Origin of the sequence: Rhizobium sp. AG207R (assembly GCF_027109195.1) — a bacterium.
GTDB classification, from domain to species: domain Bacteria; phylum Pseudomonadota; class Alphaproteobacteria; order Rhizobiales; family Rhizobiaceae; genus Rhizobium; species Rhizobium dioscoreae.
Genome location: NZ_JAEPVT010000006.1, coordinates 1 through 22065 on the forward strand (window position 1 = coordinate 1; position 22065 = coordinate 22065).

24 protein-coding genes are annotated in these 22065 nt (G+C 59.5%); 7 read left to right on the forward strand and 17 right to left on the reverse strand.

What is annotated here, in order from left to right:
- Window positions 1-95, forward strand: a 95-nt coding sequence (locus JJQ51_RS14955; protein WP_143556301.1) for an integrase core domain-containing protein, incomplete at its 5' end; no start/stop codon positions are given.
- On the opposite strand, the gene JJQ51_RS14960 is transcribed toward JJQ51_RS14955, so the two are convergent.
- Window positions 92-532, reverse strand: coding sequence for a hypothetical protein (locus JJQ51_RS14960; protein WP_269244848.1), 441 nt, complete (start codon window positions 530-532; stop codon window positions 92-94). The genes JJQ51_RS14955 and JJQ51_RS14960 overlap by 4 nt on opposite strands.
- A 141-nt stretch (window positions 533-673) precedes the next feature.
- On the opposite strand from JJQ51_RS14960, the gene JJQ51_RS14965 reads away from it, so the two are divergent.
- On the forward strand, window positions 674-1186 hold the full coding sequence (locus JJQ51_RS14965) for a hypothetical protein (RefSeq protein WP_269244849.1): 513 nt from the start codon (window positions 674-676) through the stop codon (window positions 1184-1186).
- 62 nt (window positions 1187-1248) lie between these two features.
- Here the strand turns inward: JJQ51_RS14965 and JJQ51_RS14970 are convergent, their stop codons facing one another.
- From JJQ51_RS14970 to JJQ51_RS14995, 6 genes are all read right to left on the reverse strand, one after another.
- Complete coding sequence (locus JJQ51_RS14970) at window positions 1249-2001, reverse strand: pyridoxine 5'-phosphate synthase (RefSeq protein ID WP_113332969.1); 753 nt, start codon at window positions 1999-2001, stop codon at window positions 1249-1251.
- A 165-nt stretch (window positions 2002-2166) separates the two neighbouring features.
- Window positions 2167-3294 carry an ATP-dependent DNA helicase gene (locus JJQ51_RS14975; protein ID WP_269244850.1) on the reverse strand — a complete coding sequence of 376 codons (1128 nt, stop codon included), beginning with the start codon at window positions 3292-3294 and terminating at the stop codon, window positions 2167-2169.
- 66 nt (window positions 3295-3360) lie between these two features.
- The gene (locus tag JJQ51_RS14980; RefSeq protein ID WP_152092681.1) at window positions 3361-3738 is read right to left on the reverse strand and encodes a nitrile hydratase accessory protein; all 378 of its coding nucleotides are present in this window, start codon (window positions 3736-3738) and stop codon (window positions 3361-3363) included.
- Entirely contained in the window at window positions 3725-4384 is a 660-nt protein-coding gene (nthB, locus tag JJQ51_RS14985; protein ID WP_152092680.1) for a nitrile hydratase subunit beta, read from the reverse strand. Before nthB ends, JJQ51_RS14980 begins: the two co-directional genes overlap by 14 nt.
- Window positions 4381-5025, reverse strand: coding sequence for a nitrile hydratase subunit alpha (nthA, locus tag JJQ51_RS14990; protein WP_269244851.1), 645 nt, complete (start codon window positions 5023-5025; stop codon window positions 4381-4383). Before nthA ends, nthB begins: the two co-directional genes overlap by 4 nt.
- A 23-nt stretch (window positions 5026-5048) precedes the next feature.
- A complete protein-coding gene (locus JJQ51_RS14995) occupies window positions 5049-5642 on the reverse strand; it encodes a LysE family translocator (RefSeq protein ID WP_113352061.1) in 594 nt (197 codons plus the stop codon).
- 204 nt (window positions 5643-5846) lie between these two features.
- Here JJQ51_RS14995 and JJQ51_RS15000 point away from each other — a divergent pair, with 204 nt between their 5' ends.
- Window positions 5847-6692: an aldo/keto reductase gene (locus JJQ51_RS15000; protein ID WP_145316816.1), complete on the forward strand. Its 846-nt coding sequence runs from the start codon at window positions 5847-5849 to the stop codon at window positions 6690-6692.
- Window positions 6693-6694: 2 nt separating this feature from the next.
- Here the strand turns inward: JJQ51_RS15000 and JJQ51_RS15005 are convergent, their stop codons facing one another.
- From JJQ51_RS15005 to JJQ51_RS15015, 3 genes are all read right to left on the reverse strand, one after another.
- A complete protein-coding gene (locus JJQ51_RS15005; protein ID WP_233788702.1) occupies window positions 6695-7702 on the reverse strand; it encodes a capsular polysaccharide export protein, LipB/KpsS family in 1008 nt (335 codons plus the stop codon).
- A 205-nt stretch (window positions 7703-7907) separates the two neighbouring features.
- Complete coding sequence (gene ilvN / locus JJQ51_RS15010) at window positions 7908-8480, reverse strand: acetolactate synthase small subunit (RefSeq protein ID WP_113332962.1); 573 nt, start codon at window positions 8478-8480, stop codon at window positions 7908-7910.
- Window positions 8481-8565: 85 nt separating this feature from the next.
- Window positions 8566-10359 carry an acetolactate synthase 3 large subunit gene (locus JJQ51_RS15015; RefSeq protein WP_113352010.1) on the reverse strand — a complete coding sequence of 598 codons (1794 nt, stop codon included), beginning with the start codon at window positions 10357-10359 and terminating at the stop codon, window positions 8566-8568.
- A gap of 328 nt (window positions 10360-10687) precedes the next feature.
- On the opposite strand from JJQ51_RS15015, the gene JJQ51_RS15020 reads away from it, so the two are divergent.
- On the forward strand, window positions 10688-12709 hold the full coding sequence (locus JJQ51_RS15020) for an ATP-binding protein (RefSeq protein WP_113352009.1): 2022 nt from the start codon (window positions 10688-10690) through the stop codon (window positions 12707-12709).
- Window positions 12710-12717: 8 nt separating this feature from the next.
- Here the strand turns inward: JJQ51_RS15020 and miaA are convergent, their stop codons facing one another.
- Window positions 12718-13614, reverse strand: coding sequence for a tRNA (adenosine(37)-N6)-dimethylallyltransferase MiaA (gene miaA, locus JJQ51_RS15025; protein WP_113352008.1), 897 nt, complete (start codon window positions 13612-13614; stop codon window positions 12718-12720).
- Between miaA and serB the strand changes: the two genes are divergently transcribed.
- Genes serB through JJQ51_RS15040 form a run of 3 tightly spaced genes read left to right on the forward strand, consistent with a single transcriptional unit; the run spans window position 13613 to window position 15675 of the window.
- A complete protein-coding gene (serB, locus tag JJQ51_RS15030) occupies window positions 13613-14503 on the forward strand; it encodes a phosphoserine phosphatase SerB (protein WP_113352007.1) in 891 nt (296 codons plus the stop codon). The two genes, miaA and serB, sit on opposite strands and share 2 nt — an antisense overlap.
- Before the next feature lie 33 nt (window positions 14504-14536).
- Entirely contained in the window at window positions 14537-15100 is a 564-nt protein-coding gene (locus JJQ51_RS15035; RefSeq protein WP_113352006.1) for a GNAT family N-acetyltransferase, read from the forward strand.
- Window positions 15097-15675, forward strand: a complete 579-nt coding sequence (locus JJQ51_RS15040; RefSeq protein ID WP_113352005.1) for a GNAT family N-acetyltransferase — start codon at window positions 15097-15099, stop codon at window positions 15673-15675. Before JJQ51_RS15035 ends, JJQ51_RS15040 begins: the two co-directional genes overlap by 4 nt.
- A gap of 3 nt (window positions 15676-15678) precedes the next feature.
- Here the strand turns inward: JJQ51_RS15040 and JJQ51_RS15045 are convergent, their stop codons facing one another.
- From JJQ51_RS15045 to JJQ51_RS15070, 6 genes are all read right to left on the reverse strand, one after another.
- Entirely contained in the window at window positions 15679-17391 is a 1713-nt protein-coding gene (locus JJQ51_RS15045; protein WP_113352004.1) for a DegQ family serine endoprotease, read from the reverse strand.
- Window positions 17392-17583: 192 nt separating this feature from the next.
- Window positions 17584-18522, reverse strand: coding sequence for a protease modulator HflC (gene hflC, locus JJQ51_RS15050; protein ID WP_069612488.1), 939 nt, complete (start codon window positions 18520-18522; stop codon window positions 17584-17586).
- A complete protein-coding gene (hflK, locus tag JJQ51_RS15055; RefSeq protein WP_269244852.1) occupies window positions 18522-19640 on the reverse strand; it encodes an FtsH protease activity modulator HflK in 1119 nt (372 codons plus the stop codon). Before hflK ends, hflC begins: the two co-directional genes overlap by 1 nt.
- Window positions 19641-19803: 163 nt before the next feature.
- A complete protein-coding gene (locus JJQ51_RS15060) occupies window positions 19804-20322 on the reverse strand; it encodes a dihydrofolate reductase (protein WP_113352002.1) in 519 nt (172 codons plus the stop codon).
- Between the two features lie 105 nt (window positions 20323-20427).
- Window positions 20428-21264 carry an NAD(P)-dependent oxidoreductase gene (locus tag JJQ51_RS15065; RefSeq protein ID WP_113352059.1) on the reverse strand — a complete coding sequence of 279 codons (837 nt, stop codon included), beginning with the start codon at window positions 21262-21264 and terminating at the stop codon, window positions 20428-20430.
- A gap of 101 nt (window positions 21265-21365) precedes the next feature.
- Window positions 21366-21932: a helix-turn-helix domain-containing protein gene (locus JJQ51_RS15070; RefSeq protein ID WP_113352001.1), complete on the reverse strand. Its 567-nt coding sequence runs from the start codon at window positions 21930-21932 to the stop codon at window positions 21366-21368.
- Window positions 21933-22065: the final 133 nt, after the last annotated feature.

Sequence of the window (22065 nt, forward strand, 5' to 3'; positions counted from 1 at the left end):
TTGACGGATGGATCGAGGACTACAACGAAATCCATCCCCATTCCGCGCTCAAGATGGCTTCCCCACGGCAGTTCATCAGGGCTAAATCAAACTAGCCGACATGTCCGGTGAAACGGGGAGCACTCCAATCGGGCCTAGCGAATTCCACGACAAATTCCCGATCCGGAAATTGCCACTGGAGCTTTGCCGTGAAAATTTCAGCTAGTCGCTCGCCGAGAAAGATGAGCTTATCTCTGGATATATCTGTACATCCCGAATGCTGGATATCCGCGACGTGGAGATGGTTCATGACCCGTTCAACAGACTGCCGCGTCGAGGTTGGGTCATTTTCGAAGGATCGCAGCACTTCTTCGGAGAAACCCTGCACCAAGATATATTGCCGATGCGCAACAAAGCTCGGCCAGAATATAGAAGAGTATCCGACGGCAAGTGAAAAGTTGCCGACGCATCCCGTCCAGCTTTCAATATCGATACCACGACCATTATTCCATTGGCCCAGTTCCAATTTCATGCTTTCGGGAATTTCAGTCATGGAACTCCATCTTTCATGATCCTATCGGATTACGAGGAAGATACGATAATGACTTGACGGTCGGCTCCGTAGTGCAGCCGAAAGGCATCTTAACGTAGATCATCTGATAACAAGCACAACGGAAGTGATACGTTCGTTATAATGAACCGTGCTAAAATGCACAAAGATGGAGCAGGAGGAGCGGCAATTAAAGAAATGGAACGAAGCGATACTTCGCCCAGCATTGGCAAGGCTCTCCTCGCTTTTCTGATGGCTTGGGGCCTTCTCTGGCTGGTTTATGCTGTTCCAAGGATTACTCAGTCGCTTTGGTACTACGGTGAGCCGTCTGTATTTTTCTATAATGTGCGTTGGTGGTTGGTGCCGTTGGCAGGGATGCCAATTACCATGGCACTATCAGTACCGATCACTTTCCTTCTCCATGTGGCGGTTCTGCGCCAACTGACACTAGGACGGCTTTTACCCCTTCTTGTCATCATTGGCGGATGCGTAAGCGCCGCGCAGTTTTTCGGCGCTATGATGGCGTTCAATGGGTCCGATATCACGAATGGCCAAAACATTGCCGTTCTCGGTACTTTAAGCCTGATTCCTGGCGCGGCATGGGGTGCACTCTACGGCTGGCTGTTAGGTCAGCGGCAGACAAAATCAGCCCGATAGTGACAGCGCATCCGCTTATCACGCGTGCACGCCGCTATCTCACCAACGGCAGATCCCGCCGATCAAACCACCTGCCCGCAAGCCCGGCGGAAGCGCCGCACCGTTTCGGCCATGCCATATTCCAGCGCGTCGGCAGTCAGCCCATGACCAATCGAAGTCTCCGCAAGTTTCGGAATGCGCTTCAACAGCGCCGGCAGGTTGGCGACTGTCAGGTCGTGACCGGCATTGACGTCAAGGCCATTGGCGAAGGCTGCATCGGCGGTCTTCCCCAGCGCTTCGAGAATGACGGCAGCCTTCTGCGGATCGTCGTAGCAGCCACCGTAAGGGCCGGTATAAAGTTCGATGCGGTCGGCGCCCACTTCCCTGGCGATCTTCACCGCCTCGGCATCGCCGTCGCCGTCGGCAAAGAGGGACACGCGGCAGCCGATCGTCTTGTACTTGGCGACGACTTCGACCAGCAAGTCGCGGTTCTTGCGAAAATCCCAGCCGTGATCCGACGTCGCCTGCGCGGGGTCGTCGGGCACGAGCGTCACCTGTTCGGGCTCCGCCGAAGCACAGAGATCGAAGAATTCGTCGCTCGGATAGCCCTCGATATTGAATTCCGCTTCCGGAAACTCGTCATCGATCAGCGCGCGGATATCGGGCAGGTCGGAAAAGCGGACATGCCGCTGATCGGGACGCGGATGAACGGTCAGACCGCTGGCGCCGGCGGCAAGCGCGATACGGCCCAAACCTGTGACGCTCGGCCAGGGAAGATCACGCCGGTTGCGCAGCATCGCGATAGCGTTGAGGTTCACGGAAAGCTTGGCGGGCATGATCGAAATCCCTGATTTTCAAAGCGGATGGCAGTGTCGTTTTATGCCATTATGCGCAGCAAAACCAACGAGATTCCGACATCAATCCATGCAAAACTTTGATGGAGAAGATCGAACCAAGTCACCGGGGCGCGACATCACTGAGCCAAGACTCAGGATGTCCTGTTAACGGACAATCGTCAGCGTCTCAGCGGCACGGGTGATCGCCGTGTAGAGCCAACGCTCCCGCGTATCGCGAAATGCCCAGCTCTCATCGAACAGCACGACATTGTTCCACTGCGAACCCTGAGCCTTATGTACGGTCAGCGCATAGCCGTAATCGAATTCGTCGTAGCGCTTGCGCGTCGACCACGGGACCTCGCCCTCGACATCCTCGAAGGCCTGCTTCAAGAGCTTGATCTTCGCTGCCCCGCGATCCATGTCGTCATCTTCCGGACGCACCAGCAGATTGATGCCCGGCTTCGTCGTTTCCCTGGAAGAGGTCATCACCTGCCAGAGGGAGCCGTTGAGCAGCCCCTTGGCGGGGTCGTTGCGCAGGCAGACCAGCTTATCGCCGGATTGCGGATAATCGGCTGTAAAACCCTTGAGCTCACGCAGACGCTGATTGTAGCGCCGGCGCGTCCTGTTGGTACCGACGAGCACCTGATCGGCCTCCAGCACCAGCGGCTGCGTGACCTCGTTCTTCGAGATCACCTGTGCGGTGCCATAGTCCCCATGCATGATTTCCTTGCCCTCACGCACCTGCATGGCGAGCTGGATGATCGGATTGTCGCGTGCCTGGCGGTGAATGTCCGTCAGAAGATAATCCGGTTCTTCATTCGTGAAGAAACCACCGCCGGAAACGGGCGGGAGCTGGCCGGGATCGCCGAGCACGAGAATGGGCGTACCAAAACTCATCAGATCCTTGCCAAGCGCCTCGTCCACCATCGAGCACTCATCGACGATGATCAGCGCGGCCTTGGCAACCGGGCTCTGACGGTTGATCGTGAACATCGGGGCAATCGATGTCTTGCCTGTCTCTTCGTCCTCAACAGCTTCCTCGCCGCGCGGCCGGTAGATCAGCGAATGGATGGTCTTGGCATTCGAGGCGCCGCGTGAGCGCAGCACCTGCGCCGCCTTGCCGGTAAAGGCAGCGAACAGCACTTCGCCATCCACATGCTCGGCGAAATGCCGCGCAAGCGTCGTCTTGCCCGTGCCGGCATAGCCGAACAGACGGAACAACGGCGAGCGCCCCTCTTTCAGCCAGTTTGCGACGGCCTTGAGCGCTTCATCTTGTTGCGGCGCGAATTGCATGGTTCGACTTGGCAGGATTCGGTTGATGGAAGCAAGCGGTAAAAAGCCGTCGCCGCCACCACGCGCTTATGTCGTGTATTGAGGATCGTTTTCAAGCACAATCGGCTTACCATGCGGCGTGGCCTCCGCCGCACGCTGCCAGCTTTGTTGCAGGGCCAAGATCGCGTTGGCATCCGCGATACCCTTTGACACCAGCAAGCCGGACAGAGCCGCCACCCAGCAATCGAAATAGTCGCTGCCGTCAATCGCGCGGCCGGGCTTGTGCAACTCGCCGGACAGCCGTTCCGCCCATTCGCTCCAGTCAAACAGGCCCTGCTCATGCAAATGAACTGTCATGGCGAAAGCCTCTGCCGCCCAAGGTTCCGGAAAGATCGGCTCTCCATCGACAGACTTCGGCAATCCGGGGGATTGTGCCAGAGGCGACGTCACCTCACACGCGCTCAAGATAGCTCTCCCAAGCGTCGATCGAGACGGTCAACGAGGGATCGGCGCCCTCGCCCCAGATCTCGGCACCGTCGAAGACGACCGTATAAACCCATTGCGGATTTTCGCCGCGGCCATGGGCATTGTCGTCAGGGAAGACGAAGGAGCCCTGCACCGCTTCGATGACACCCGTCTTTGCGCGGGCATAGCGCGGTAACCTTGTGTGGCCGGTCGGGTTGAAGTTCTTGGTGCGGACATGATCGCCGACGGCAAAGAGCGGTGCAGTATCGACCGGTCGATCGCAAGGGCCGCCCTTGGCCAGCACACCGTCGACCATGTCAGCCGTCAGAACCCGCTTCGGCACCCTGCCCTGTTCGAGCGAGTGACCGCTGCGCAACTCCTCGGCCGTCGCAAAACCATGCCGCTCCAGGAGCATATCGACGGCACGAGTCCAGATCTCATAATAGCTGGCGCCGAGATAGCTCGCCGGCGGAATGTTTTCGCGCGCATGCCGGCTTTCATCGATCGTCCAGGCACCGAAGGCGCCGCAGGAAAGCGTGATACCGAGCGCCCGCTTTTCCCATTCGGCATGGAAATAGGGCTCATTCGGCTCCGGGGCGACCGGGCCGAACCCCATCTGACCGCCGAGATCGTGTGGACCATTCATAGCGTTGCCTCCGGCGCCTTTGCGAGCGCGGTTCCGATCATGGCGTCGCGGCTGACGAGATCCGCAAGCGCCGCCTCGTCCATGCCTTCGGAACCGGCCGGCCGCTCGGGGATTACCAGGTAGCGAAGTTCGGCCGTCGAATCCCAGACGCGGATCTTCGTCTCCTGCGGCAATGTCAGGCCGAATTCGGCGAGCACGCCACGCGGATCGATCACCGCGCGGGAGCGATAGGCCGGAGCCTTATACCAGACCGGCGGCAGCCCGAGTACGGCCCACGGATAGCAGGAGCAAAGCGTGCAGACGATCAGGTTATGCGTTTCCGGCGTATTGAACACCGCACGCATATGCTCGCCTTGGCGGCCTGTAAAACCGAGGCTTGCAATCGCCGCCGTCGCGTCACGCCGCAGCCAATCGGCGAAGTCGGGATCGCTCCAGGCTTTCGCCACCACCTGCGCCCCATTGCGCGGCCCGACCTTCGTCTCGTAGGTCTCGACGATGCGGTCGATCGCCGCCGGGTCGATCAGCCCCTTTTCGGTCAGCAGCGTCTCCAGCGCCTTCACGCGCGCCTGCATATCCGAATAGTGGTTGTCGTGGTGATGGTGATGATGATCGTCATCATCATGCGAGTGCCCGTGGGACATGGCCGTCTCCTGTCTCTTTGCACCTACTTTAGCATCGGCCAGAGACTGAGCACCAGCAGAATGGCCATGGTTATATTGAACCATTTCAGCCTGATGGGATCGGAGAGCCAATCGCGCAGGACGGAGCCGAAGCCGGCCCAGGTCGATACGCTCGGGACGTTCACAGCGGCAAATGCCAATCCGACGACAAGGACCGTGAAGAGATAGAGTTGTTCGTTGGTGTAAGTGGCCATAGCGGTGACAGCCATCACCCACGCCTTGGGATTGACCCATTGGAACGCAGCAGCGCTGATGAAACTCATCGGCTTTGCATCGCTTTCCGCCTCGCTCAGGCTACGCGAGGTGCCGATCTTCCAGGCAATCCAGAGGAGATAGGCCCCGCCGGCAAATTTCAGCGTGGTGTAAAGCACGGGCACCGTGTGCAGAAGTGCACCCAGTCCCAATCCCACAGCAATCAGCAGCACAAAAAAGCCGACACCGATGCCGAGCATGTGTGGAATGGTGCGCCGGAAACCGAAGTTCACACCGGAGGTAAACAACATCATGTTGTTCGGTCCGGGCGTGATCGAGGTCGTGAATGCAAAAAGTAGAAGAGCCAGAAATGTATCCAGCGCCATGATGCCTCCCAGGACACCGTATCGTGACAAGGCGGCATCCAAAATTCTTCGCGCGCGCAAAAAATGCGACGGCGCATGACGATGCGACATTAGTTCGCCGGCCATACGAAAGCCATAGGATGATTGTCACCGTGACAGGACGGATGCCGATTGAAATCCGGTCGAATGCCCCTATCCTTCGGTTTTCTGTAGCGAGGAAAAACCATGCGCGAGCCCATTCCAACTGTCGCCCTTCCCTCCGGCATCCAGGTTCCGGCGCTTGGCCAGGGCACCTGGAATATGGGCGAGAATGCAGCAACCGCCAGGGATGAGATCGCCAGCTTGAAAACCGGTCTCGATCTGGGCATGACGCTGATCGATACGGCTGAGATGTATGCCGATGGCGGCTCGGAGGAGATCGTTGGCAAGGCGATCGAAGGCCGCCGCGACGAGGTTTTCCTCGTCAGCAAGGTCTATCCCGCCAATGCGAGCCGCAAGGGCGCGGTTGCGGCCTGCGAACGCAGCCTGAAGCGCCTGAATACCGATCGCATCGATCTCTATCTGCTGCATTGGCGCGGTAACTATCCGCTGGAAGAAACAGTGGAAGCCTTCGAAGGCCTCAAGGCGGCGGGCAAGATCGAGGCTTGGGGCGTGTCGAACTTCGATGTCGCGGATATGGACGAGCTGCTTTCCGTGCCGAACGGCGGCAATGTCGCCGCCAACCAGGTACTCTACAATCTCTCCCGACGCGGCATCGAATACGACCTCTTGCCCTGGTGCCAGGAGCGCAGCATTCCGATCATGGCCTATTCTCCGATCGAGCAAGGCCGCCTGCTCCACCATCCCGAGTTGATCCGCGTCGCCAAGACCTATCAGGCGACACCGGCGCAGGTCGCGCTTGCCTTTCTGCTGGAACGCGACGGCGTGATAGCAATCCCGAAGTCCTCGAACCCTCAGCGCATCGAGGAAAACCGTGATTCTGTCGATATTGATATCACCGACGAGGATTGGGCCGTGCTCGACGCCGCCTTCCCGCCGCCGTCGCGAAAGAAGTCATTGGACATGCTGTAGGTTCAGGCAGCCGCCTTCTGCTGCGCGACGATCAGCTCGATCGCCCGAAAGACATCGATCTCTCGCCAGTCGGCCGGATCGCGGTAGGTCGGATAAAGTGAAAATGCGGCGGCGGCGATCTGATCGACCGTCCTCCGCTTCGTTCGACGCCCGGCAAGCGCGGCCTTGGTGTAAACGCCAAAATGATCCTCGGTCACTCCCCAGCCCGCATAAAAGGGTGCGGCATAGCAGCGAACCGGAATGCCGCGCAGAAGCGCATCAAAGCCAAACTGGCTGGAAACAGTCCAGACTTCGTCCATGACTTCGAGGATGGAGGCCACCGACACGGCATCGCCAATCATGACCACATCACCCTTGGAAGTCGATCCGGTAAGATACCCCTTACGAAGACCGGCCATGACATCCGGATGAGTACGAATGAGGCATTGTGCATCGGTTGCCAGCGCATCGGCAAGCATCTTCTCGAAGGAGACTTTTGAGCCGAGCGCCCGACCGACGGAAACGTCGCCAACGACCTGATCGACCAGCAGAATGCGCCGCTTGATCGTCCGCTCAACGCTGGGCGATCGATGAGGGAGATGATTATACTTCGAGAGCTTGTTCAGAACGATCTGCTCGCGGATGGTGCGGCCAAGCTCTTCAGCCTCTTCCGCTCCCTCAATTAGCCGCTCAAGCCGCGAGGACCTGCTTACATCGACGGGCAGACCGAGATCGTCGATAACGATGGACAGCGGAATGGCGCCGGACTTGCCAAGCCCCATCGACCGCAAGAAGCCGTCCTCGAGGTGCCAGTGGCGCAATCCGCGAAACCGCGCAATCCCGTCCGCCACCTTGGCCGGCGCACGGCCGCCCCAGGAAACAATGCCGCCGATTCCGGGAGAAAGGATCGATGCCAGTTTCTGCGAGCCGAAATAATGCCCAAGCCAAGGAAAGTCACCGCGCACGAAGGGCGCCGCGCCGAGACGCATGCCGGCTGGCGGATGCCACGGCTTGTCGCCGATCTCAGCCATTGTTGCCGCGTTTCCTCTTCTCCCCTCGGGGAGAAGGTGCCGTCAGGCGGATGAGGGGGTGCCTGCCAGGAGTGCGAAAACCCGCGAATTCAAATCGGAAAGCCCCCCTCATCCGACCCTTCGGGCCACCTTCTCCCCGAAGGGAGAAGGAATTTGCAGCGCCGATTTGCCTCATATGCGAGTACCCCCTCAACACTGCAGGCCCTTACATTCCCTGCGAGCCGCGGTTCATCGCAGCGATGCCGGTGCGGCAGACTTCGATAAGGCCGAGCGGCTTGACGATGGCGATGAACTGATCGATTTTCGAGGACTTGCCGGTGATCTCGAAAATGAAGTGCTCGACGGTCGCATCCACGACCTTGGCGTGGAAGGCGTCGGCCAGCCGCAGCGTCTCGGCACGAGTCTCGCCGCTTCCGGTCACCTTCAGCAGCGCCACTTCGCGCTCGATCGGCCGCTCCTGGCCGAGTTCGCGGGCGCGCACCGTCAGGTCGACGACGCGGTGAACGGGAACGATGCGCTCAAGCTGCGCCTTGATCTGCTCCAGCACCTGCGGCGTGCCGCGCGTCACGATGGTGATACGCGACAGATGCGCCTGATGTTCCGTCTCGGAAACCGTGAGGCTCTCGATGTTGTAGCCTCGGCCGGAAAAGAGGCCGATGACGCGGGCGAGAACGCCTGGCTCGTTATCGACGAGCACCGAAAGCGTATGGCTCTCGGCCGCCGCGGTTTCCGGCGAAATGAAATAGGCGGAGCCCGTGGGTTGAAGGTGTGCGTTCATGATCCTTGTTCCGTTTCCTCGGTTCTTATTCGGTATGCCAGCGAGATCCGTTGGGGCGCGGCTCCTGCTGCACCCAAGCTATCGATCAAACCAGCTGGCGACCCTTGGCGTCGATGGCGTTGGCGACGGCCTCGTCGGTCGCCTCATCAGGCAGCAGCATTTCATTATGCGCCTTGCCCGAGGGGATCATCGGGAAGCAGTTGGCGAGATTGGCGACGCGGCAATCGAAGATGACCGGCTTCTTGACGTCGATCATCTCCTGAATGGCGGCATCGAGATCACCCGGCTTTTCGCAACGCAGGCCGACAGCGCCATAGGCTTCCGCAAGCTTGACGAAATCGGGCATCGCTTCCGTGTAGGAATTGGAGAGACGATTGCCGTGCAGCAGCTGCTGCCACTGGCGAACCATGCCCATGTACTGGTTGTTCAGGATGAAGATCTTGATCGGCGCATTGTGCTGGATCGCAGCCGACATTTCCTGAATGCACATCTGGATCGAGGCATCGCCGGCAATATCGATGACCAGGCTCTCGGGATGGGCGATCTGAACGCCGAGCGCTGCCGGCAAACCATAGCCCATGGTGCCGAGGCCGCCCGAAGTCATCCAGCGGTTCGGCTGTTCGAAGCCGTAGAACTGCGCCGCCCACATCTGATGCTGACCGACTTCTGTGGTGATGTAGGTATCGCGATGCTTCGTCAGCTCATAGAGACGCTGGATCGCATATTGCGGCATGATGACATCGTCGCTCGGCTTGTAGGCGAACGAGTTGCGCGCGCGCCAGCGGGCAACATCAGCCCACCAATCGCCCAAACGCTCTGCGGCAGGCTTCTGCGGCAGTGCACGCCACAGGCGAACCATATCTTCCAGAACATTGCCGACATCGCCGAGAATGCCGACATCGACGCGGACATTCTTGTTGATCGAGGACGGATCGATATCGATATGGATCTTCTTCGAATTCGGCGAAAAAGCATTCAGGCGGCCGGTAATGCGGTCGTCGAAGCGTGCACCGATGCAGACCATGACGTCGCAATCATGCATCGCCATGTTGGCCTCGTAGGAACCATGCATGCCGAGCATGCCGAGCCAGTTCTTGCCGGAAGCCGGATAAGCGCCGAGGCCCATCAGCGTCGAAGTGATCGGGAAATCGGTCAGCTCGACCAGCTCGCGCAGCAGTTTGCAGGCTTCCGGACCGGAATTGACGACGCCGCCACCGGAATAGATGACCGGACGACGAGCATTTTTCATCAGCTCGATCGCCTGCGTGATCTTGTTGAGATCGCCCTGCATCTTCGGCTGATAGCTCTTCTGGACGTGATGCGCTTCCGGCGGCGTGTAGGTGCCGGTTGCGAATTGGATGTCCTTCGGAATGTCGACGACGACGGGACCTGGACGACCCGACTGGGCGATGCGGAAGGCTTCATGAATGACCGCTGCCAGCTCATTGACGTCCTTGACCAGCCAGTTGTGCTTGGTGCAGGGCCGCGTGATTCCGACCGTATCGCATTCCTGGAAGGCGTCAGAGCCGATCAGCGTGGTCGGGACCTGACCGCTGAGACAAACGAGCGGTATGGAATCCATCAAGGCATCCTGCAGCGGCGTAACCGCATTGGTAGCACCAGGACCCGAGGTAACCAGCATGACGCCGACCTTACCGGTGGAGCGGGCATAGCCTTCGGCCGCATGACCGGCGCCCTGTTCGTGGCGGACGAGAATGTGCTTGATGTCGTCCTGCTGGAAGATTTCGTCATAGATCGGAAGCACAGCGCCGCCCGGATAACCGAAGATGTGCTCGACGCCGTTGTCCTTGAGCGCCCGCAACACGATCTCCGCGCCTGTCATTCGATTGCCGCTCGCCTGATTATCTGTGCCGGTCATACGTTTGTTCCGCTGTCTGCTGGAGGTTTGGAAAGATGAAATCTCGATTTCGGGCATAAAAAAAGGCCCCTTCGGGAGCCTGTCATCTAGCGCATGGGTGGCTGTCGCCGGATGGTTACACCATCCTGCCCATGCGCCTTCCCACCACGATAAGAACGATCGAGTTTTTCATGGGCCGAAGTGATAGACAGAAAATTTCGAAGCGTCAACGCGTGAAGCAATAAAAAATCGCGACCGCATCATAACCCTATAAAAAGCATGGGTAACAGACAGGGTTTTGTTAAGCCCACGTCTCTATGCTCCGGCATCTATTAGTTGGGGTAACTGTTTGCTGAATAAAGACCTGCAGACATCAGGCAACGCTGGAGATTTTGATCGCCGCGACAAGCTGAAGCCGGGAAATCGCTTCCTTGGCCGCGTTGTCGCGTGCAACGGTTCCAGAGCGACGATCGCCGCCGTGGCCGAGGCCGGCGGCACGGACCTGACCGAACTCTGGTCGGTCGGCCGACTGATTTCCATCAGCGTCGGGAAGAACCGCGTCGCAGCCCTCGTCTATTCCATGAATACGCAAAGCGTCGGCTGGGGCGAAGGGCAGGACAATCTCTTCCGCATCGAGGTGGAACTGCTCGGCGAAGTCCGCGTCGGACCGGATGGCCGCGAGGAGTTTTCCAGCGGCATATCGGCCTATCCCTATCTCGGAGCGATCGCGCACCGCATCCGTGCGGCCGATCTGATGCGCATTTTCGATGCCGGCAAGGGCAGCAGCTGCGTCATCGGCAAACTGACACAGGACGAAAGCATCGATGCTGCCATCCATATTCCCTCAATGCTCTCGAAACACTTCGCTGTCGTCGGCTCCACAGGCGTCGGCAAATCCACTGCGGTCTCGCTGCTGCTGCACAAAGCGATCGCAGCCGATCCAAAATTGCGCGTGCTGATCCTCGATCCGCACAATGAATTCGCCGCCGCCTTCCCGAGGCACGCCGTCGTCATCGACACCGATACCCTAGACCTGCCCTTCTGGCTGATGCGGCTGGAGGAGTTCAGCGAAGTCGTTTTCCGCGGCCGTCCTGCAGTGCCGGAAGAGCTCGATGCGCTGCGTGACCTTATCCCCGAAGCGAGACGCGCCTTCCGCGGCAGCGATTCCGCCCTGATGCGTCGCCAGACGGAAAAGGCTTCGGTGACAGCGGACACGCCGGTTCCCTACCGCATGGCCGATCTGCTAGCATTAATAGACGAGCGCATTGGCCGCCTCGAAGGCCGTCAGGAAAAGCCCCATCTGCGCTCCCTAAAGATGCGCATCATCTCGGCGATCAACGATCCCCGTTATCACTTCATGTTCTCCAACAACACGATCACCGATACGATCATGGAGACCATCGCCAAGATCTTCCGCATTCCCGGTGACGGCAAGCCGATCTGCACCTTCCAGCTCGCCGGCATCCCTTCGGAAGTCATCAATTCTGTCGCTTCAGTGCTTTGCCGCATGGCCTTCGAACTGGCGCTCTGGAGCGACGGCGCAATCCACATGCTCGTCGTCTGCGAGGAAGCCCACCGCTATATTCCCGCCGACCCGACGCTCGGCTTCTTCCCCACGCGCCAGGCGATCGCCCGCATCGCCAAGGAAGGACGCAAATACGGCGTATCGCTTGGCATCATCACGCAGCGGCCGGGCGAACTGGATCAGACGATCCTGTCGCAGTGCTCGACGCTCTTTGCCATGCGCCTTGCCAATGATCGCGACCAGGAAATCATCCGTTCGGCCATCCCGAACTCCTCGATCTCGACGACAAGCTTCCTGTCGTCGATTGGCAATGGCGAAGCCATCGCCTTCGGCGAGGCCATCGCAGTACCGATGCGGATGCGCTTTTCCCAGGTCGAACGGCATTTGCTGCCAAAAGCCAGCGGCAGCGTCGCGAAAACCAGTGAGGATTCGCCGGATACGGTCGATTTGCGCACGATCATCGGCCGCATGCGCTCGATTACAGGTCCCGATATCAGTCCTCTGCAGCAGAGCTACAATGCTGTGCCGATGACCGATATCAGAGATGATTTCGACGACGTGCCAGTCCCGCAAACAATTCCTCATCAGGCGGAACCGAACCCACCGCCGATCGAACCTTATCGTCCGGACATGCTGCCGCGCACCGCCGCACCGCAACCTGCGGCCGCCTCGCAAACATCGATCGACAGCAAGCTTGCGGAACTGCGCCGCGAATTCCGGAGCGATGAAGGAGGCACGCGCTCGGTGCCAAGAGAGGCCGCGCCATCTCTGCGGCGAGAATCCGGCTTGTCCTTGCGGGACAGCATTCTGAAAAAGCCACTCAGCAGCCTTTACGACAAGGACTGACTCCCGAACTACGGGCTCAAACGCTCCCAACTCTCGTCCATCTGATTGCGGAACCAGGTCATCTGCCGCTTGGCATATTGCCGCGTCGCCGCAGATCCGGTTTCGATGACCTCGGCACGTGTCATCTCCCCCTTCAGCATCCCGGCAATCTGCGCGACCCCGATCGCCTTCATGACGGGCATTTCCGGTGGAAGATCCAATGCCAACAGAGCCTTCACCTCCTCTTCCGCTCCCATCGCCAGCATTTTCTCGAAACGGCTGTTGATGCGTTCGTGCAGAATAGCGCGCTCAGGCAGAACCACGATCTTTCGTGCACGATCGGGATCGATGACCATTGGCCCGTTCTTCCCCTGAAAAGCGGCGATGGACCGGCCCGTTGCTTCGATCACCTCCAGGGCGCGAACGATACGCTGCCCGTCCTGCGAGTTCAGCGTTTCCGCGACGGCGGCGTCGCGCTCCGCAAGCTCACGATGCAGCGCTTCCGCCCCTTCCGCCACCAGCCGGCTGCGGAGACGATTGCGGATACCAGGCGGAATTTCCGGCATGTCGGACAGTCCGCCCGTCAGCGCCTTGAAATAAAGACCCGTACCGCCGACGAAGACAGGCATTCTGCCCTCGACGCGCAGGCGCTCGACCAAAGCGTCTGCCTCGCGCAGCCAGACGCCAGTCGAATACGCCTGTCCCGCCGGGACGTGGCCGTAAAGATGGTGTGGAATGCCCTCCATATCGGCCTCGGAGGGCCGTGCGGTCAGCACGCGCAGGGTATCATAGACCTGCATGCTGTCGGCATTGATGACGACACCATCATGCGAACGGGCCAATTCTACCGCCAGTGCGGACTTGCCGCTGGCGGTTGGCCCGGTTATCAGGATCGCGTCGATATTGCTTATAGGGTTTCTGCTCATGGCCTTCGTTGCCACGCTTATTGCCAATCCGTCAAACCCCGTTCTCGTTCCGGCTATCGCCGAACAGGCGGCTGATGCTGTCAAAGCGTCCGGGCTCTATTGGCTTGCCGACGGCATTGCCTGCGATATCGCGCTTCGCGACGACACCGATATCGAGGCAGCAGAGGCCAATATACTGGCGGTGATCGGCAGCGAACCTATCGATCTCGTCATCCAGCAAGCCGAGACCCGCCGCAAGAAATTGCTGATCGCCGACATGGATTCCACGATGATCGGCCAGGAATGCATCGACGAACTCGCCGCCGAAGTCGGCCTCAAGGATAAAGTAGCTGATATCACCGCCCGCGCCATGAATGGGGAAATCGCCTTCGAGCCGGCGCTACGCGAGCGCGTCGCTCTCTTGAAGGGACTGCCGCTCTCCGTTGTCGACGATGTCATCGCCAAGCGCATCACTCTGACGCCAGGCGGCCCCGAACTCATCGCCACCATGAAGGCGAAGGGTTATTACGCCGCCCTTGTTTCCGGCGGCTTCACCGTCTTCACCAGCAGGATCGGCGCCACCCTCGGCTTCGACGAGAATCGGGCAAATGTCCTGCTGGAAGAAAAGGGTATCCTGACCGGCCTCGTCGAAGAGCCCATCCTCGGTAAGCAGGCCAAGGTGGACGCGCTGAACGATATCGCCGAAAAGCTCGGTATATCCACCGATGACGCCATGGCCGTCGGCGACGGCGCCAATGACCTCGGTATGCTGCAGCTTGCCGGTTCCGGCGTCGCGCTCCATGCCAAGCCAACTGTTTCGGCGCAGGCCAGGATGCGCATCGACCACGGTGACCTGACTGCCCTGCTCTATATCCAGGGCTACCGCAAGACGGACTTCGTCAAACCATAGAGCAGCGCAAATCGCCGAGCTCGAGGACCGCAGATGATCATTACCGAAACCGAACGCCTCATCATTCGCAATTGGCGCGAAGGGGATCGCGACCTGGCCTTGGAGATCAATTCCGACGAGGCGGTCATGGAATTCTTCCCGTTTCGCCGCAATCGCGCGGAAGCGGACGCCTTCTTCGATCGCGTCCAGTCGATGATCGCGGAAACCGGGCTCGGTCTCTATGTGCTGGAGCTCAAAGCCAGCGGCGAGGCAATCGGTTATTGCGGACTGGTGCGCACCGATCATCTGGAACCGTTCGTCGCGATCGGAACCGTCGAGATCGGCTGGCGGCTGGTGGCGCGGCACTGGGGCAAGGGATTGGTCAGCGAGGCGGCGCGGGCGCTTCTTGCCCACGGCTTCGAAACGCGCGGCCTCGACGAGATCGTTTCCTTCGCCGTGCATAACAATGTCAGGTCGACCGCTGTCATGGAGCGGATCGGCATGCATCGCGTCGAGGGCGGCGATTTCAACCACCCCAATGTGCCCGATACCCATCCACATCTGCAGCGCCACGTCCTCTACCGACTGACGGCAGCTCAGTGGCGCTCCCGGCAATGACCCCGATCGAAACGGCTCGACTGATCCTGCGCCCCTGCGCGGAAGAGGATCGTGGGTTGTTTTATGAACTCAGCTCGGACCCAGCCGTCCTCGAATTCTTCCCCTTTGCCCGCAGCCGCGAAGATGCCGACACCATCTTTTCCATGATCCGGAACGTAACGCCGGAACCCGGCTTCGAGCTTCTCACCACTGTCTTGAAGGGTGATGGCACGGCAGTCGGTTTCTGCAGCCTGTCGAGAGTGCAGCTTGAACCGCATTTACCGAGGGATGCCGTGGAAATCGGCTGGCGGATATCAGCGTGCCATTGGGGAAAGGGCTACGCAACCGAGGCCGGTATAGCTCTTGTGCGTCATGCTTTCACCGTCCTGAATCTCCGCGAGATCCTGTCGGTTGCCGTCCATGACAACAGCCGCGTCCTCGCGGTAATGCGCAAGATCGGCATGCATCCAGATCCGGCCTTCGATTTCGACCATCCGCAAATTCCGGAGACGCATCCGCACCTGAAGCGTCATGCTGTCTACCGCCTGAGCGCCGCAAAGTGGCGGGCGCAGCAGGCGATGCAGACCGGGAGCTGAATTCTACTCCAGCGCGACGGCGATAAAGCGCAAGTCACCGTTCGGAGACGCAATCATCATCTGCGCATTGCGGCGGCCTTCCCGCTTCAGTGAGGCCACTTTCTCCGAGGCGGCACTCGGAGTCTGGACGAATTCCTGCGCGACCTCGACGACGACATCGCCGGGCTTCAGCCCCTTCTCCGCGGCTGCCGAACCTGGCGCCACTTCGGTGATGACGACGCCATCGACACTGTCGGCGATGCCGAAGCTCTTGCGGTTTTCGGCAGTCAGCGTCGAGAGCTTCATTCCGAGAATATTCGAGGTCGCCTGAACCGGCGGCTGAGCCTGCGGCGATTGCTGCGGGTCGCCGCCCTGATCCTGTCCATCCATACCGTCGTCGTCACCATCGTCTCCCTGGTCGGGATTGATGACGCCGTCACTGTTGCCCTTATCGTCAGGCGCAAGCTGCGGCTTCTTGTTCTTGTCGGCGCTTGCCGCTGCCGCTTGATCACTGTCCTCCAGCCGACCGAGCGTCACCTTGATGGTTTGCTGCTTGCCATCGCGATAGACGACGACATCGACTTCCTTACCGACGGGGCTTTCCGCGACAACACGCGGCAAATCGCGCATCTCGTCCACATCCTTGCCGTCGAACTTCAGGATGACATCGCCCGCCTTGATCGAGCCGTTATCGACAGGGCCGCCCTTGATGACACCAGCCACAAGGGCTCCCTTGGCTTCTGAAAGACCGAGACTATTGGCGACATCGTCCGTGACCGGTTGGATGCGCACGCCGAGCCAGCCGCGGCGCGTCTCGCCGAAGTCACGGAGCTGATTGACGACGCCCTCAGCCAGTTCGGACGGGACGGCAAAGCCGATACCGATCGAGCCGCCGCTCGGGGAGATGATAGCGGTGTTGATGCCGATCACCTCGCCCTTCATGTTGAAGAGCGGACCGCCGGAATTGCCTTTGTTGATCGCCGCATCCGTCTGAATGAAATTGTCGTAGGGGCCGGCGTTGATGTTGCGGCCACGCGCCGAGACGATGCCGACGGTCACCGAGCCGCCGAGGCCGAAGGGATTGCCGATTGCCATCACCCAGTCGCCGATCCGCATCTTCGAGGAATCGCCGAACTTGACGGACGTCAGCGGATGCTTGGGTTCTACCTTGAGAACTGAAAGGTCGGTCTTCGTATCCGTTCCGATCAGCTTGGCCTTCAGCTTCGTGCCGTTCGGGAAGATTGCCTCGATATCGTCGGCCCCTTCAATGACGTGATTGTTGGTGACAATATAGCCTGAGGGATCGATGACGAAGCCGGAGCCGAGTGAGCTCACCTTGCGATTGCTGTCGTCGTCTTTCTTGTTATTGAAGAAATCGTTGAACTCATCCTGCCAGGGCGAATTGTCCGGCACCTTCGGCGTCGCCGGCCCATTCCCCTCATCCTTGACCTTCTGCGACGTGGAAATATTGACGACCGCATCGAGCAATCCGGAAGCGAGATCGGCAACCGATGCCGGGCCGGCATTCATGGCCGGGTTCGTCGTGACCGTTGGAGATGCTGCCGGCGGCGTCTGATTGTTGGTCGCGGTCGGCGGCTGGGCACCTGCGGCTGCACCGCTGTTCTGCGTCTGCGCATAAGCCTGTTCGGTGACGCCCGCAACGGGGCCGGCAATCAATGCGATGCTTGCAAGCAAGGCAAACGAACGGCTGAAAGGCAGGCGATTGGTCGAAGCCATCAGGCATCCTCATCACGATAGGGGAAAACTCGTATAAGCATCAACATAAGGCGGAATGATGAAGCGTGAAATCACCTTTTTGAGAAATCCCCGAAGCTCCTCGCTGCCGATGCTTGCAGGCGAAAGGTGATACAATCCGTCATAAAGAAAGGGCCGCCCTGAGGCAGCCCTTTCGTTTCAATGTATGACGCCTCAGTTCGCAGGCGGCGTCGGATTGGCGAGTGCCGGCGCCCCGGAATTGGGTGCGGAACCGGCAGGACTGTCAAAATATTTGAAGAAGTCAGACTGGTTCGGCGGCAGGACAAGCGTCTTGCCACCCGAGGCGAGCGCCTTATTGTAAGCCGCCATCGAGCGATAGAACTCGTAGAAGTTCGGATCGCGCTTCGAGGCATCCGCGAAGATGGCGTTGCGCTCAGCTTCGCCTTCACCACGCAGCACTTCCGAATCCTTCTGCGCATCGGCAACGATCTCGACGACCTGACGGTCAGCAACTGCCCGGCGGCGCTGGCCCTCTTCGTTACCGCGCGCGCGGATCAGCTCGGCTTCCGCCAGACGCTCGGCCTTCATACGGTCGTAAGTGTTCTGCGACACTTCCTGAGACAGGTCCGTGCGGCGTATCCGGACGTCCTCAATGTTAAGGCCGAGTGATTCCGCATCGCGATGCAGATCGTTGCGTACTTCCGTCATCATCGCAGCACGTTCGTTGGAAAGCGCCGCTTCGAAACCACGCAGACCATAGACGCGACGCAGAGCAGCGTCGAGGCGGGTCCTGAGACGCGATTCAGCCGCATCGCGATCACCCGAGACGGTCTCGCGGAACTTGCGCGCATCCATGATCTTGTAGACCACGAAGGCATCGACTTCGTAGAACTTGCCGCCGGAGACCTGGACACGGATGTTGTCCAGATCGAAGCGGAGTTCCTGTAGTTGCACATACTGGACGCGATCGGCATCCATGAAGGCGAAAGGCAGCTTGAAGTAGATGCCGGGCTCCGTCTTCACGTCACGAATCTGGCCGAAGCGCAGGACGATCGCCTGTTCACGCGCGTTGACCACGAACACCGACGAATAAATAAGCAGCAGCACTACCGCGAGCGCGATAAGAATGGCTGGCAAACGGCTGGATGTCATTATTTGGCCTCCGGCTGAGTTGCAGCAGCGGGCTTGCCCGCCGGCATCGTGGACTGTTTGCCGACTTCGTTCAGCGGCAGGTAAGGCACGACGCCCTGCTTGTCGTCGATGATGATGCTGTTGGAATTGCCGATGACGGACTCCAAGGTTTCCAGGAACAGACGCTTGCGCGTGACTTCGGGCGCCTTGACGTATTCGTCGTAGATTGAGATGAAGCGCTGCGCCTCGCCCTGCGCTTCCTTCACGATACGGTCCTTGTAGGCAGCCGCTTCTTCGCGGATCTGAGCCGCGCGACCGCGGGCCTGACCGAGCTTCTGGTTGGCGTATTGATTGGCCTCTTCCACCTGCTGGTCTTCGTTCTGCTCCGCACGCTGCACTTCTTCGAATGCATCAGCTACTTCGCGCGGCGGCGAGACATCCTCGATCGGAACAGCGTTGATGGAGATACCGGAGCCGTAGCGATCCATTGTATCCTGGATGATGCTTCTGACCTCGGTCGCGATTTCCTGACGCTTGTCGCGATAGATGTCCTGAGCCGGACGGCGGCCAACGACCTCACGCATAGCGCTCTCCGCAACCTGCTGCAAAGTCTCGTCGGGGGTCTCGAGATTGAACAGGTAGGATTGCGGGTTGGTCACAGTATAGAGGATCGAGAACTGCACGTTGACGATGTTCTGATCGCCCGTCAGCATCAGACCAGCATTCGAACCGGCCGAGGAGCGGCCGCCGATATTGCGCTGCTGTTCGGTGACCTTCACGAATTCGATGCGGTCCATCGGCCAGAAATGGAAATGCAGGCCGGGCATGGAGACTTCCTCGCGCGGCTTGCCGAAGCGCAGCTCAACGCCACGTTCGTCCGGCTGCACGGTATAGATGCACTGGATCAGCCAGAAAACGGCAATCACTGCGATGATGATGAGTACAACGCCCGCATTGAAGCCACCAGGTACGAAACCTTTCAATCGGTCCTGACCGCGGCGAATAATATCCTCAAGGTCGGGTGGCCCGCCGCTGCCTCGCGGCCGGTTCGGTCCCTGCCCCCAGGGTCCCTGATTATTTCCGCCGCCACCGCCGCCCCATGGGCCACCGCCGCCGCCATTCTGATTGCTCCAAGGCATCAAAACCTCTTTGTTTGTTGACTCCCGATATCGCGCCACGCCCACGAAATTCGCGGGTGGCAGCGATTGTTTCCCGTTATAGGTATCGAAGCACCTGCTTTCAACGCGACTTCAGGAAGTTCGTCGGATTCATTGGAAAATATTTGCTTTTTGGGGGCAGCTCTTATGCTTTTCGTCTGAAATAGCGAACGAAACGCGTCGGATAAGTGTCCTTTTCTCCAGCCGGAACGGCAAGCTCGCTGTCCGCCTGCCAGATGCCGGGATCGATCTTTGGAAAGGACGTATCGCCCTCTACGTCCGCCTCGACATGGGTGATCAGCAGCCGGTCTGCCAGACCGATCGCCTGCCGATAGATTTCGCCACCGCCGAGGATACAGATTTCGTCGACATTGCTCTCATTCGCCAGATGCGACGCAACCGAGATCGCTTCATCGAGCGAGTGCGCCACCATTATTCCCTCGGCCACAAAATCGGTATCCCGAGTAATAACGACATTCGGCCGGCCCGGCAGCGGCTTGCCGATCGACTGGAACGTCTTGCGACCCATGATTACGGGTTTGCCGAGCGTCATCGCCTTGAAGCGCTTGAGATCGGATGACAGCCGCCAGGGCATATCGCCTTCGCGCCCGATGATGCCGTTGCGCGATACGGCAACGACGATGGTTTTGATCGGCTGGGTCATGCGTCTCCCTCAGTCTGCCTCACCGACGCCAATGCGAGTCGGTCCGACGACTTTATATCATCATGGCCGCAACGGCAGATGGAACGCACCTGCCACGGCCCGGTATCAGGCGCCACTATTCAATTTATCGAGTTGGTCGGCCAAAACGGCCCCGCCTTCTCGATCATTGGCCATCCTCCGATAGAGCCCGGCCATACCTTTGAATATCAAGGCAGCTGGATCGTCCTCGCCGAGGAATTCGGAAATCTCCTCCATCTCCGCGACCCAGCGATAGGCTTTCGGATACATATCCGGAATTCCCTGGACGAATTTCGCATCGAGATCCGGCAAGCTTTCCTGAAGTTCGCGTTTCAGGGCGGCATCGGCACCCGAACGGATCGCCGCAAGCAGCATGGCCGTGCCAAGGCCCGTCACACCCTTGTTGATGCCGGCGTAGCACATCTTCAATGCCGAGGCCGCGCCGATTGCCCCATCGATGCGGCGGACCTGAAGCCCATGATCCGCAAGCACGCTGCTGTCGTTCGCTGTATCGCCGCTTACATAGAGTTTCGGTCCCTTCTGGCCCGGTTTCGGCGGACCGCCGATGATGGAGCCGTCGAGAACTACGCCACAATCGCCGCCGAAGATCGCCGCAACCTCCGCCATCGTCTTCGGCGAGATCGCGTTGCAATCCATGAATGTGGTCTTGCTTCCGCTCCGCCGAAGCTCGCCGGCAATGTGCCTGGCGACGGCCACTGCTTCAGCAGGCGGAACGATAGAAAGAATGAGACGCGATGCGGCAACATCGGCCAGATCGACCGGTTGCATGCCGGCTGCTTTCGCCCGCTCGACAGTCGAAGCCGAACGTCCTTCGAGATAGGTGAGCACCCTCGCCCCGTTTTCGACCAAACGCCGGCCAATGGCACTTCCCATTGCGCCAGCTCCGATGACTGCGATCTCCACGGCCAACTCCTTCTCCGATCGAGGAAGACGGCAGCATATCGCCTATCGTCCGGCCGGACGAGCATAATGCCTTGTGGTAACGCTAAGTTTAGCGCTGCCCCTCAGGCGTTACGAAGCACGAGGACGGCATAAATACAGGGCTCGCAGCTCTCATTCTTGAAGACGCAATCCGTCGGCGGACCGAGTTCGAGGCAATCGCCCGCCGACATCGAGTGCTTCGTATCTCCCTCGAGAAACGTTAGCCGTCCCGCCAGCACCCAGATAAGCTGCCGCATGAAGGCATAAGCCGACGCGGGCATTGGAACCACCGCGCCCGCAGGCAATTCGATGCGGACGAGATCGAGCGGCAGGTCCGACTTCGGGGAAACGTGCCTGCGCTCATAACCCGTCTGCGGATCAATCCAGACGGGCTGCTCTTCCTTCCGGAGAAACCGGCCCTGCTGCATCTCCGCACGCGCCATCAGGGTCGACATGCTCAGGCTGAAGGCACCGGAAAGCTTGCCGAGCAACGTCGCCGTCGGGCTGCTTTCGCCGCGCTCTATCTTATGGATCATGGCACGGGATACGGTAGAGCGGTCCGCCAGCTCCGTCAGCGACCAGCCGCGGCTTTCCCGTTCGATGCGAATGCGTGCGCCTATGCGCCTGTCGATATCATCAAGGTGAGGCATGCGTTTTAATATAGTGGACTTCCACAGAGCTGACAATTAGCGCCCTGCACATCCGAAACCTGACCTCATACGAGCCTTCATAGCACGGAAGAACAGTCGAACATTCCTCAAAGCCGTGTAACCTTGAGAATTC